Genomic DNA, 12,966 nt, shown 5'->3' with positions numbered 1-12,966 from the left:
GGCCGCGCGGCCGGCAGTGACCGCCGCTATGCGGCGTACACCTCAAGCTGGGACAGCTGCGCCGCCGGCCAGCCGGTGTTGCCGGTGACGCGGATCCGCACGTACCGGCCGGGCGTCGCCGGGACGGCGAGCGTCACCCGGTTGCCGGTGGCCGGATCGAAGACCCGGCCGGCCGGCGCGACGGGCGTGCTCCAGGCGGTGCCGTCCGGGCTCACCTCGACCGCGACCGTCTGGGTGCGTCGCCGCCAGGCGGCGGCGGGCGGGAGCCGGAGCACGACCTGTCCGACTTCGACGACCGTGCCGAGGTCGACCCGCACCCACTGCGGGAAGGCGTTGCCGGCGCTCTCCCAGTAGGTGTCGGCGTCACCGTCGACGGTGTTGGCGCAGCCGTAGGTCTGGACGTGGCTGCTCTCCGTCACCGGCCGGCCCCGGGCGAGGTCGGCCCCGGGCGCCGGGTCGGTGGTCACCGACACCGCGGTGGACGGCGCCGACAGGGTGCCGCCCCCGTCCACGGCGACGACCGTGAAGGTGTACGCGGTGCGGGGCGTCAGCCCGCCCACGGTGGCGGAGGTGCCCGGGACGGACGCCACGGTCTGCCCGTCGCGGCGCACCTGGTAGCCGGTCACGCCGTCGGCGTCGGTCGACGCCGTCCAGGCCAGCGACACGCTGGTCGAGGTGCGGCCGGTCACCGTGAGGCCGCCCGGCGGCGTGGGCGGGGTGGGCGTCCCGGTCGCCGCGTACACCCCGACGCGGGCGAGTTGGGCCGCCGGCCAGGCGGTGTTGGCGGTGACGGTCACCCGCACGTGCCGGGCGGTGGCCGCCGGCACGGTGAGGGCCGCGGTGTTGCCGGTGGCGGGGTCGAACCGGACCCCGGCCGGTCCGGCGAGCGTGCGGAAGGTCGCGCCGTCGGTGCTGCCCTGCACCGTCAGCGTCTGGGTGCGCGCCTCCCAGCCGGCCGGCACGGCCAGCACGATCCGGGTCACCGTGTGGGCCGCGCCGAGGTCGACCTGCCACCACTGGGGGAAGGCGCCGTTGGTGGACTCCCAGTAGCTGTTCGGATCGGCGTCGACGGCGTTGCCGGCGGCGAACGGGCCGTTCTGGGTGCCCGCCGACGCCGGCCGGCCGGCGGCGAGGTCGCCCCCGGGCGCCGGGCCGCCGCCGACGACGGGCGGCGTCGGCCGTACGGGGGTCAGGGCGAGCTGGCCCTTGAACATCCGGCCGCCGTCGGCGGTGATCCGCAGGTAGTAGTCGGCGGAGCAGGCGACGCCGTCCTCGTCCAGCGCGCGGATGCCCGCCCCCGCCGGGGTGCCCGCCTGCGTCTCGCTGGTCTTGGCGATCTGGTTGCCCTCGTTGAACTCGTCGAACATCGACACGTAGAGGCCCTGTGCGCCGAGCCGGGTCATGTTGTAGAGGTGCCGCCAGTAGAAGTCGCCGTGGCGGCGGTGCCCGGCCGACAGGTCGCCCGGCATCACGCAGGGCTGGTAGTCGATGCCGTGCGCGGCGCAGTCGGCCAGGTCGGGGACGTTGACGTTGGTGTGGAACCAGTCGAGCCCGTCGAGGGTGCCGGTGCGGCCGACCATCCACGGCGAGAGCATGTGGAACGCGTGGTAGACCTCGGAGAAGCCCGGCCGGGAGTCGTTGACGCCCTGCCGCCAGTACGTCGGCACGCCGCCGATGACGTAGCAGCCCTGGGCCTTGAACCAGTTGACGACGTCGAGGCAGGCGGCGGGGGCGAAGGGACGGCCGTCGTCGTTGAAGCCGAAGCCCCAGACGCAGACCACGGGCCGGCCGTTCTGCCGCGCGTACGCCGGGGAGGCGGTGTGCGCGGACATCCGGTTCAGCCAGTCCTCCTTGATCTGGGACTGCATCGCCGTCCAGCCGGTGACGTCGTACATGAGGTAGAACTTGCGGCCGTGGCGTTCGGCCGCGCCCCGGACCTTGCCCGCCATGGCGTCGCGCGTCGGCCCCTCGTCGCCGAACGGGTTGAACCGTTGCAGGGCGGCGGTGTCACAGCCGTGTTCGCGCATCCAGCGGAAGTGGGTGTCGACGGTCTGCTGGTCGTAGGAGGAGAAGAGCTGCGCCGGCTGGCCGCTGCCGAGCGGCGGGTAGGCGGTGGTGTAGGCGCGGGCGTACTCCCGCATGTCGGGCCAGGAGACGATGGTGGTGTTGGCGGGGGAGGGCGACTGGAACCGGTCGCGGCTCCAGTGCCACCAGCCGCCGATGGGCGCGCCGTCACCGGGGCAGCTGAACCAGCCCTGGTAGCCGACCGAGATCTTGCCGACGACGTCGCCCGGCGGGCTGGCCGCGTACGCCGTGCCACGCAGGGCCGCCACCAGGTCGGTCGGGGCGACGGCGGCGAGGGCCGAGCCCGCGGCGAGGGATCCGATCAGTCTCCGGCGCGACACCGCCATGGCCCTGCTCCCTCCGATACGGAAAGGTATCGATGGGCATGGTGTCAGCAGTGGACTTTTGAACGCAAGAGTCGAATCCAAAGCCGAAAGAAATCGACTGCAGATGCAAACGGCGTGGGGCGGCGGGGCCCGTGCCGGGGGCGGGCCGGTGCACGCCCGCCCCCGTCACGGCGTCATCCCCGCAGCAGCGGCAGTACCCGGCGGCCGAGCAGGTCGACCCCGCCGGTCGGGGTCAACCCGTGTGGGGTGCCGAACTCCACCCGGGTCGCCCCGGCGTCGAACACCGCCGCGGCCTGCGCCGCGACGTGCTCGGGAGTGCCGGAGAAGGCGAACAGGTCCAGCAGGTCCCCGCCGATCAGCGCGCCGGCCACGTCGTGCTCCTGGCGGGCGACGTGCCGCTGGATGCGCGCCAGCAGCTCCGGGTCGATGTCGACGTTCGGGTCGAGGGCGGCGACGACCGCCAGGTACATGGCGACCTCCGTACGGGCCACCCGGCGGGCCAGGGCGCCATCCTCGTCCACCACGGTCACCGCCCCGATGACCACACCCACCTGGTCCCGGCCGGCGGGCGTGGCGTCGTCCAGCCAGGCCCGCATCGTCTTGGCCATCGCGGGGTTGGCCGACCCGCCGACCTTGATCTCCGAGGCGAACGCGGCGGCCGTCCGGGCGGTCTGCTGCCCCCACGTACCCACCAGGACGGGCACGTCGGCGCGGACCGGGGCGTAGCGCAGGGCCGTGCCGGGGGCCACCGTGAACTCCCGGCCCGCGAAGCCCCGGTCGTCGCGCGACAGCAGCAGCCGCACCACCTCGACGGTCTCGGCGATCCGCCGCAGCGGCCGGGCCTGTGCCACCCCGACCTGGTCCAGCCAGGTGCCCCGGGCCAGCCCGAGGTAGGCCCGCCCGTTCGACGCCAGGTCCAGGGCGGCGACCTGCCCGGCGATCTCCACCGGGTGCATGGTGAACGGGTTGAGGCAGGCCGACCCGAGCCGGATCCGCCGGGTGTGCCGCGCGGCCACCAGCAGGGGGAAGAACGGCGGCTGGTACATCAGGTCGCCGAAGACCGACAGCACGTCGAAGCCGTGCCGTTCGGCGAGTTCGGCCAGCGCCGCGTACTCGTCGGCGCTCTTGTCGGACTGGAGTCCGATGCCGACCAGTCGGCGACCCTCGTCGGTGCTCACGTCAGTTCCTCCGTCGGGATCCGTCGCCGGGCGGTCCGCTCGATGCGCATGATGACCCGCTCGTCCGGGTCGGGGCAGGCCACGTGGCAGTCGCGGGCCAGCCAGTCCTCCGGCGGCAGCGGTCGCTGCTTGGCCGGCAGCAGCGGCAGGCACGCCGCCAGGGCGTACAGGCAGAAGTGCTTGCCCGTGGGGATGCGGAGCCGGTTCGACTCGGTCAGGTCGATGTAGTCCCCCGGCTGGAGGCCGCAGACGGAGCGGCCCTCGATGCGTTCCACCACGACCCGCAGGTCGTACAGGTCGGTGACCGGTTCCTCGGCGCTCATCGCAGCGCCTCCGCGTGGTGGTGCACGATCCGCCAGCCCCGCTCGTCGCGGCGCAGCACGTCCGTCACCCGGAAGCACTCGTCCGGCTGCCCGGCCGCGTACCGGGCCCGCAGCACGTAGCGGACCAGGCCGGTGTCGCCCCACGCCTCGGTGCGCAACTGCTCGGGGGCGACCGAGGTCGGAGGCGCGGCCGCTGCCCGGGCGGACGCCCGACGGTCCCGCAGGTCGTCGAGGGCGGCCAGACCGTCGAGCAGGTCGGGCGCGTCGGACTCCCAGATCGTCAGGTCGGGGTGCAGCCGGGCGTCGAACGCCGCGCGGTCGCCCAACGACCGGTACATGTCGGTGATGGCGGCGGTGAGATCGTCAACGGTCATCGGGACTCGCTTCCGGTCGGGGCGGACGGGGGTGGATCAGGAGAGTTCGGCGAGGCGGGCGCGCAACGGATCGAGCCCCATCGGGCCGAGCCGCAGGGCGCGGTGGTGGAACCGCTTGCGGTCGAACCCCGAGCCCTCCCGTCGTTCGGTTTCCCGGCGGGCCTGCTGCCACAGCCGCGCCCCGACCTTGAAGGCCAGCGCCTGCGCCGGCCAGCCGAGGTAGCGGTCGACCTCGAAGCGTGCGGTCGCCGGGTCCAGCCCGGCGACGCGGGCCAGGAAGTCCACGGCCAGCGCGGGGGTCCACCGCCGCGCGTCGGTGAAGCCGGTCCCGGTCGGGATCGGCACGTCCAGGTGCAGGCCGAGGTCGATGACCACCCGGGCGGCGCGCCACATCTGCCCGTCGAGCATCCCGAGCCGCTCGGCCGGGCCGGCGTAGAGGCCCACCTCGTCGGCGAGGCGTTCGGCGTAGTGCGCCCAGCCCTCGGCGTACCCGTGCACCTGGCACAGCGAACGCTGCCACGGGTGCAGGCCGGCGGTCGTGAGGGTGATCGCGTGCTGGAGGTGGTGCCCGGGCAGCCCCTCGTGGCAGAGCGTCCCGACGTGCCGCCACACCGGCACCGTCGACTCGCCGGGGGGCGTCGACCACCAGATCCCGCCCGGGCGGGTCAGCCCGGCGTCGGGCGGGGTGTAGTACATGACGCCGGAGGCGGCGGGGCTGATCCGGCACACCACCTGGCGGGTGGCGGCCGGGATGTCGAAGTGCGCACCGTCGAGAGCGTCGGTGAGCCGCTCGGTGCGCTCGCGCAGCCAGCGCTCCAGGTCGGGCCCGACCGGCACCCGGCCGGCGGGGTCGGCGTCCAGCGCGGCCCGCGCCGACGCCACGTCCGGGTGGCCCAGCTCGGCGGCGACCGCGCGCTGCTCGGCGGCGGTGCGGGCCAGCTCCTCCCAGCCGTACGCGTACAGCTCGTCCAGGTCGACGCTCGCGCCGAGGAAGCTGCGCGCGGTGACGGCGTACAGGTCGCGGCCGACGCCGTCGACCTCGGTGGCCCGGGGCGCCAGTTCGGTACGCAGGAACGCGGCGAAGTCCGCCGTCGCGGCGGCGGCCGACCGCGCCCCGACGGCCAGCTCCCCGGCCATCGGCCCGTCCGGACACCCGGCCACCAGCCGGCCGTAGAAGTCGTCGGAGGTGACCCAGGCGGTGCACTGGTCGGCGACCGCCAGCACCTGCCGGCGCGCGACGAGCTGCCCCCGCCCGGCCGAGCGGCGCAGCGTCTCGGCGTACTGCCCGAGTGCCGTCGGCACCCGGCGCAGGTGCGCGGCCACGACCGCCCAGTCCCGCTCGCTGTCGCGCGGCAGGTTGTCGAAGACCTGCCGGACCAGGTGCACCGGCGTCGCCAGCGGGGCCAGCAGCCGAGTGGTGAAGCCCGCGTCGTACAGGTCGACCTCGCTGGCCAGCCGGTCGGTCAGCGCGCCCGCGAGGGCCCGCTGCGCGGTGCCGTCGGCGCTGGCGCCGGCCGCCGCCGTGGCGGTGCGGCGGGCCAGCTCCGCGCGGGCGGCGAAGCCGTCGGGGGAGAGGTCCGCGAAGTGCGAGTCGGGGGTACGCCCCGCCGCCTCGGCGGCCTCCGGATCCAGTTCGGCGAGCGCGTCGAGGTACCCGTCGGCGACCTCGACGATCGTGGTCATCGCGCGTCCCGCAGGCGGCCGTGGTCGTCGCGGTACGACACCCCGCCCTTGAGCACGGCGTGCAGGCTGCGCAGCGCGGACACCGAACGGGTGGGGTCGTCGCGCAGGACCAGCAGGTCGGCGTGCTTGCCGACCTCGACGCTGCCGAGCGTGTCGGCCTGACCCAGCCACTGCGCGGGGCGGATGGTGGCGGACTTCAGCGCGTCGGCGACGGGCATCCCGGCGTCCACCATGAACTCCAGCTCCCGCACGGTGGCGGTCGTCTCGTCGTAGCCGGCGTGCGGCGGCATGTCGCTGCCCAGCGCGATCGGCACGCCGTTGCGGATGGCGTGCTGGAGGCTCTCCCAGTGCCGGGGCCCGGCCGACAGGGCGCGGTCCATCAGCCAGCCGGGCACGCCGGCGTCCCGGAAGAACTGCTCGCAGCGGCTGACCACGATGGTCGGGACGTACCAGACGCCGCGCTCGGCCATCAGCCGGGTCACCTCGTCGGTCAGCTCGTAGCCGTGCTCGACGCAGTCCAGGCCGAGTTCGACGGCGCGGCGCACCGACTCGGCCGGGCCGGCGTGCGCGGTCACCTTGCGGCCCCAGTCGTGGGCCACCCGGATCACGGCCGCCAGCTCGTCGTCGAGCAGCTGGGGGGTGTCGATCGACTCGAACTCGCCGGCGATGCCGCCGGAGATGCACACCTTGATCAGGTCGGCACCGGCCCGGATCTGCTGCCGGGTGAGCCGGCGGAACCCGTCCGCCCCGTCGGCCTCCAGGGCGTCGGCCTCCCAGCCGTGCCCGCCGGTGCAGCAGAGGGCGTGCCCGGCGGTGAAGATCCGCGGGCCGTCCACCGCGCCGCGCTCGATGCCCTTGCGCAGGGCGAAGTCGGCGTAGCGGCTCTCGCCGACGAGCCGGGCGGTGGTGACCCCGGAGTGCAGGGTCCGGCGCGCCGAGTCGGCCATCAGCAGCACCAGCTCGGCCAGGTTCGACCGGTGCACCTCGTCGCCGAAGTGGCCGGGCAGCCCGAGCGAGAGGTGCACGTGCATGTTGGTCAGGCCGGGCATGACGTGGTCGCCGTGCAGGTCGACCACCCGGGCGTCGCCGGCCTCGGCGAGGACGTCGTCGACCGGCCCGACCGCGCGGATCGTGCCGTCGGCGCCGATCCAGACACCGCTGTCGCGCTGCGCGTCGTCGCGTACGCCGTCGTAGAGCGCGAGGTTGACCAGGACCTGTTCGGTGGGGATGTGCATGCGGTGTCCTCTACGCGGCGGGCACGGTGGTCGGCGCCACCGTGGGGTCGTTGAGCCAGCAGGCGGCGCTGCGGCCGCCGAGGTCGAGCGTGGGTGGGTGCTCGCCGCACGGAGCGAAGGCGTGCGGGCAGCGCGGCCGGAACCGGCACCCGGTCGGCGCCTGCGCCGGGTCGGGCACCTCGCCGGCGAGGGTCCTGGGCAGCTGCGGGTGCGGACCGATCTGCGGCACCGCGTCGATCAGCGCCCGGCTGTACGGGTGCCGGGGTGCGCGCCACAGCTCGCGGGTGGGCGCGGTCTCGACGATCCGGCCCAGGTACATCACCGCCGTGACGTCGGCGATCTCGTGCACCAGGGAGAGGTCGTGCGAGATGAACAGCATGCCCATGTCGAGGTCGCGGACCAGCCCGACGAGCAGGTTGACCACCTGCGCCTGGGAGGAGGCGTCCAGCGCGGTGACCGGCTCGTCCGCGATGATCATCCGGGGCTCCGGTGCGAGCGCCCGCGCGATGGCGAGCCGCTGCCGCTGGCCGCCGGAGAACTGGTGCGGATACCGCTCCGCCGCCGAGGCGGGCATGCCGACGCGGTCCAGCAGCTCGGCCACCCGCGCCCGGCGGGCGGCGCCGGTCACCGTGTCCGGCACCCCGTCGAGCAGCTGCGCGCCGATGGTGCGCCGGGGGTTCAGCGACGCGTACGGATTCTGGAACACCATCTGGAGCCCCACCTGCGGCACCGGCCGGCGACGCCAGCCCAGTGGGGTGACCGGGCGCCCGGCGAACCGGATCGCCCCGGCGCTCGGGGCGGCCAGCCCGACCGCCACCCGGGCCAGCGACGACTTGCCGCAGCCAGACTCGCCGACCAGGCCGACGATCTGCCCGGGCGCCACGTCGAGGCTCACCCCGGCCACGGCCCGGACCGGTCCCCGGCCACGCGCCCTGTACTCGACCTCGACGTCGCTGATCTCGAGCAGGTTGCCCGAGTCGACCGGCTCGTTCATGCCGCCACCTCCAGGTGCGGACGGACCACGCAGGCCACGGACCGGTCGTCGCCGGCGGGGGAGAGCGGGGGCGGCGCTGTCTGGCAGGACGGCTCGGCGAATCCGCACCGGGGCTGGAACGGACACCCGGGCGGCGCCTGCCCCGGCGCCGGCGGACCGCCCGGGATGGGCCGTAGGGTGCCGACGGACTGGGTGCCGTGCGGGCGGGCGCCGAGCAGCGCCGCCGTGTACGGGTGCCGCGGCGCGGTGAGCAGCGCCCCGGTGGGCCCGGTCTCCACCACCCGCCCGGCGTAGAAGACGTAGCCGCGGGTGGTCAGCGCGCTGAGCACCCCGAGGTCGTGGGTGATGAAGGCGACGGCCAGCCCGGTCTCGGCGCGCAACTGCTCGAGCAGCGCCAGGATGCCGGCCTGCACCGTCACGTCGAGCGCGGTGGTCGGCTCGTCGGCGATCAGCAGCCGGGGGCGGGCGGCGAGGGCGATCGCGATGGCGGCCCGCTGCCGCATGCCGCCGGAGAACTGGTGCGGGTACGCCCGCACCGCCCGCTGCGGGTCGGGGATGCGGACCTGCTCGAGCAGCTCCACCGCCCGCCGGTCGGCCGCCCGCCGGTCCAGGCCCAGGTGGACCTGCATGTGCTCGGTGAGCTGCCGGCCGATCGTGAGCATCGGGTGCAGCGCCGCGGTGGGGTCCTGGAAGACCATCGCGATGCCGGCGCCGCGTACCTTCTGCCAGCGCTTCGTGTCCAGGCCGAGCAGTTCGGTGCCGGCGAAGCGGGCCGACCCGGTGACCTTGGCGCCGGCGGGCAGCAGCCCGAGCAGGGTCTGCGCGGTGAGGCTCTTGCCGCAGCCACTCTCCCCGGCGATGCCGACCATCTCGCCCTCGTCGACGGTGAACGACACGTCGTGCAGGATCGGCAGCGGCCCCGTGGGGCCGGGCAGGGTGACGGCCAGGGAGTCGACCTCGAGCAGGGGTGCCATCTCTCAACGTCCCTTCGCGTAGCGGGGGTCGATCCGGTCGCGCAGGGCGTCGCCGAGCACGTTGAAGGCCATCACCACGGTGAGGATGGCCAGACCGGGGAACACGCTGACCCACCACATGGAGAGGTCCTGCGAGCCGAGCGCCACCATCGAGCCCCACTCGGCGGCCGGCGGGCGGGGGCCGAGGCCGAGGAAGGACAGCGCCGACAGCAGCAGCACGGCGTTGCCGAGTTCCAGGGTGGCCAGCACGATGGCCGGGCCCACGCTGTTGGGCAGGACGTCGCGGCGCAGCGCGCGCAGCGGCCCGATGCCGAGCAGCCGGGCGGCGCTGAGGTAGTCCTCCCCGCGCATGGTCAGCACGGCGCTGCGGATGACCCGGGCGTACACCGGCCAGGAGACGATGACCAGCGCGAGGACGGCGTTGCGGGTGCTGGGCCCGAACGCGGCGGTCACCGCCATCGCCAGGATGATCTGCGGGAACGCGAAGACCAGGTCCGTCAGGCGCATGAGCGCCTCGTCGACGAACCGGCCCACGTAGCCGGCGACCAGGCCGAGCAGGCCGCCGATCAGCAGGGCGAGCGAGACGATGGCGAGCGCGAGGGGGATCGACAGGCGGGAGCCGTGGAGCACCCGGCTGAACACGTCCCGGCCGAGGGAGTCGGTGCCGAACCAGTGCGTGCCCGACGGCGGCGCGTAGGCGTCGGGGCTCTGCGCCAACGGGTCGTACGGTGCCACGAGCGGGGCGAACAGCGCCACCAGCAGCCACCCGCCGAGGATGACCAGCGCCGCCAGGGCGATCGGCTGGCGCCAGATAGGCCGCCCGGTCCGGCGCCCGCGCAGCCGGCCCAGGAGACGACGCCGGGCCAGCGCGTCGGTCGCCTTCGGGTCGGGCGCCACGGGGTCGGGTGCGAGTGTGGTCATGACAGGCGGATCCTCGGGTCGATGAGTCCGTACAGCAGGTCGACGGTGAGGTTGACCAGCGTGTAGACCAGCGCGACGAAGAGGCTGACGCCGAGGATCGCGGGCAGGTCCAGCGCCGTCGCGCTGCGGTACGCGTACTGGCCGAGGCCCGGCCAGCCGAAGATGTTCTCCACCAGCACCGTGCCGGAGAGCAGTGAGGCGAAGGCCAGCCCGGACACGGTGATCACCGGGACCAGGCCGGCGCGCAGCAGGTGCCGGCGGAACACCACCCGGGCGGGCAGGCCCTTGGCGTACGCGGCCCGGATGTAGTCCTGCTGGAGCACCTCCAGCATGGAGGAGCGGACGAAGCGGACCAGCATCGCCACCGTCAGGCTGGTCAGCACGAGCACCGGCAGGATCAGGTGCTGGGCGGCGTCCCAGGCGACGTCCCACTGGCCGGCGAGGGCGGCGTCGACCGTGTACATGCCGGTCACCGTCGGCGGCGGGCTGAAGTCGGTCGAGAGCCGGCCGCCGCTGGGCGCCAGGCCGAGTTGGTAGAAGAAGACGTAGAGCACGACGAGCGACAGCCAGAACGGCGGGGTGGACAGGCCGAGCAGCGCGCCGACGCGGATCAGCTGGTCGGTGACCCGGCCGTTGCGCACGGCGGCGAGCATGCCGATCCCGGTGCCGATGAGCAGCGCCAGCACCATGGTGGGGATGGCCAGTTCCATGGTCGCCGGCACGTACTGCAACAGGTCGTCGGCCACGGTCCGGCCGGTCTGCTGCGAGATGCCGAGGTCACCCTGGAACAGGTTGCCCAGGTACTGCAGGTACTGCACGTACAGCGGCTGGTCCAGGCCCCACTTCTCGCGGAACGCGGCCACCGTCGCGGGATCGTTGAGCGCCTGGTCGGAGAGGTTGGCCGTGACCGGGTCGCCGGGAACCACGGTGACCAGGCCGAACGTCACGATCGTGACGCCCAGCAGCAGGCCGGCGGTGATGGCCACCCGCTTGAGGAGGAAGACCAGCAGGGCCCGGTGCGGCCGGGGCCGGGACACGGTCGTGGTGACCGCGCCCGGCTCGGCGTCGTCGACTGTCGTCGTCATGGAGTGACTACCCCCGGCCCACCGCGGCCAGGTCGACCTGCCAGCCGGCGGCGGTGTAGTCCGTGCCGGTCAGGTCGCCGCTCGCCACCACGGTGGAGGAGTTGCTGGCCAGGACCACGTACGGGCTGGCGGCGTTCATCGCCCGCTGCCACTCCTGCATGGCGGCGGCCCGGGCGGCCAGGTCGAGGGTCTCGGTGACCTTCTTGCCGGCGGCCACGACGGCCGGGTCGGCCCGCTCGACGGTCCAGCCCGAGCGCAGCGCGGTGGCCTGGCCGGGGGACATGTTGTTGATCAGCGAGTCGGCGACCGGGTAGTTCAGGCTCTGCGGGGTGAACCCGAGGGCCATCTTGCCCGTACGCATCTCGTCGAGGAAGGTGGTCAGCGGCTGCGGGGTCAGCTCCAGCTTGATGCCGGCCTCGGCGGCGTCGCCCTGCACCTTCGTCGCGACCGTGCCCAGGTCGACCCCCTTGTAGGTGATGGCCGGGTAGTTGAACTTGACCGTCGGGTTGCTCAGCCCCGCCTCGGTGAGCAACGCCTTGGCCTTCGCCACGTCACGCTTGGACTGCTCGGCGGCCGGCAGCGCGCCCGGGAAGGCGGGGGCCACCAGCCCGGCGCCGGGGGCGGCACCCTGGCCGTACAGCGCGGCGAGACCCTCGTAGTCCAGGGAGGCGCGCAGCGCCTGGTTGAACTTCGCGTTCGAGGTCACCGGAGACACGGCCGGGTCGGCGTTGAGGAAGAGGAAGTAGACGGTGTCCTGCACGCCGGAGGTCTTCAGGCTGCCCGGCAGCCCCTCCAGCAGCTTGCCGGAGATGTCCAGCGCGATCTCGGAACCGCCGGAGCGCTGCATGGTCAGCTTCTGCGTCTGCACGTCCATGTTGCGCAGCACGACGCGGCTGAACTCGGGCTTGGTGCCCCAGTAGTTGGGGTTGGCCTCCAGCACCACCTGCGCCGACGGGTCGTACGACTTGAGCACGTACGGGCCGCTGCCGACCGAGTTCGTGTCGAGGTACTGCTGCGCGGTGTCGCTCTTCGCGGCGTCGGCGGCGTCCGTCGCGCCGTGCTCCTTGGCGACCTTGGAGTTGACCACGCCCGTCGACGGCATCGCGAGCACCACGGGGATGTTCGGGTCGGCGGTGGCCGAGGTGACCACCACGGTCCGCTCGTCGGTCTTGGCGAACGTGAGGCCGCTGACCATGACCGCCGGGCTGGCCTTGACGTTCTTCAGCCGGTTGAGGGAGAAGACCACGTCGTCGGCGGTGAGCGCGGTGCCGTCGGAGAACTTCACGCCCTCGCGCAGCTTGAAGGTGAAGGTCTTGGCGTCGGGCGACGCCTCGTACGACTCGGCCAGTGCCGGGACCGGCTTGCTGACGTCCGAGCCCTCGAAGGTCAGCAGGGTGTCGTAGAGGGAGTGCACGGCGGTCAGGCCGGTCGCCTCGTAGATCCGGCCGGGGTCGAGGGTCTTGAGGACGAACGAGGTGTTGACGGTGAGGGTCTTGGCCGAACCGCCGTTACCGCTTCCTCCGCTGCCGCCCGCGCTGCACGCGGTGCTGGAGGCTATGGCCAGCGCCGCCAGAGCGATCGCTCCGACGCGGAGCCGGCGAGGGGACACCGACATGCTGTTCCTACCTTCGTATGGGCCGGCCCGGGCGGGACGGGCTCTGGGGGCTGTTCGGGCCCGGCGGCGCCGGGACGCCGCGGCCGGGCCGCTGGTGCCAACCGCAGCGGCTGTCGCGGGTCTTCGCGGTTGTGCCGCCATGGGGTTGGATGTACCCGGACGGGACTCGTGTC

11 protein-coding genes are annotated in these 12,966 nt (G+C 73.9%); all 11 read right to left on the bottom strand.

Annotated features, from left to right (window positions below):
* Positions 1 to 26 precede the first annotated feature (26 nt).
* Positions 27 to 2,411: a discoidin domain-containing protein gene (locus AC5L34_RS25140; RefSeq protein WP_494827209.1), complete on the bottom strand. Its 2,385-nt coding sequence runs from the start codon at positions 2,409 to 2,411 to the stop codon at positions 27 to 29.
* Between the two features lie 173 nt (positions 2,412 to 2,584).
* Positions 2,585 to 3,589, bottom strand: coding sequence for an LLM class flavin-dependent oxidoreductase (locus tag AC5L34_RS25135; RefSeq protein WP_441177182.1), 1,005 nt, complete (start codon positions 3,587 to 3,589; stop codon positions 2,585 to 2,587).
* Complete coding sequence (locus AC5L34_RS25130) at positions 3,586 to 3,912, bottom strand: TIGR04076 family protein (RefSeq protein ID WP_363902093.1); 327 nt, start codon at positions 3,910 to 3,912, stop codon at positions 3,586 to 3,588. Before AC5L34_RS25130 ends, AC5L34_RS25135 begins: the two co-directional genes overlap by 4 nt.
* Complete coding sequence (locus AC5L34_RS25125) at positions 3,909 to 4,286, bottom strand: nuclear transport factor 2 family protein (RefSeq protein ID WP_441177180.1); 378 nt, start codon at positions 4,284 to 4,286, stop codon at positions 3,909 to 3,911. Before AC5L34_RS25125 ends, AC5L34_RS25130 begins: the two co-directional genes overlap by 4 nt.
* Before the next feature lie 36 nt (positions 4,287 to 4,322).
* The gene (locus AC5L34_RS25120) at positions 4,323 to 5,969 is read right to left on the bottom strand and encodes a DUF885 domain-containing protein (RefSeq protein WP_494827206.1); all 1,647 of its coding nucleotides are present in this window, start codon (positions 5,967 to 5,969) and stop codon (positions 4,323 to 4,325) included.
* Positions 5,966 to 7,204, bottom strand: coding sequence for an amidohydrolase family protein (locus AC5L34_RS25115; RefSeq protein WP_494827204.1), 1,239 nt, complete (start codon positions 7,202 to 7,204; stop codon positions 5,966 to 5,968). Before AC5L34_RS25115 ends, AC5L34_RS25120 begins: the two co-directional genes overlap by 4 nt.
* Positions 7,205 to 7,214: 10 nt before the next feature.
* On the bottom strand, positions 7,215 to 8,198 hold the full coding sequence (locus tag AC5L34_RS25110; protein WP_441177177.1) for an ABC transporter ATP-binding protein: 984 nt from the start codon (positions 8,196 to 8,198) through the stop codon (positions 7,215 to 7,217).
* Complete coding sequence (locus tag AC5L34_RS25105) at positions 8,195 to 9,172, bottom strand: ABC transporter ATP-binding protein (protein ID WP_494827202.1); 978 nt, start codon at positions 9,170 to 9,172, stop codon at positions 8,195 to 8,197. The genes AC5L34_RS25110 and AC5L34_RS25105 overlap by 4 nt, the downstream gene beginning before the upstream one ends.
* Positions 9,173 to 9,175: 3 nt before the next feature.
* Positions 9,176 to 10,093 (bottom strand): ABC transporter permease, encoded by a 918-nt coding sequence (locus tag AC5L34_RS25100; RefSeq protein ID WP_441177175.1) that lies wholly within the window; start codon positions 10,091 to 10,093, stop codon positions 9,176 to 9,178.
* The gene (locus AC5L34_RS25095; RefSeq protein WP_197697838.1) at positions 10,090 to 11,178 is read right to left on the bottom strand and encodes an ABC transporter permease; all 1,089 of its coding nucleotides are present in this window, start codon (positions 11,176 to 11,178) and stop codon (positions 10,090 to 10,092) included. Before AC5L34_RS25095 ends, AC5L34_RS25100 begins: the two co-directional genes overlap by 4 nt.
* Positions 11,179 to 11,185: 7 nt before the next feature.
* Entirely contained in the window at positions 11,186 to 12,793 is a 1,608-nt protein-coding gene (locus AC5L34_RS25090; protein ID WP_441177174.1) for an ABC transporter substrate-binding protein, read from the bottom strand.
* Positions 12,794 to 12,966 lie beyond the last annotated feature (173 nt).

The organism is Micromonospora sp. ZG13 (assembly GCF_059359355.1).
This window is presented reverse-complemented; position numbering and strand designations above follow the sequence as displayed.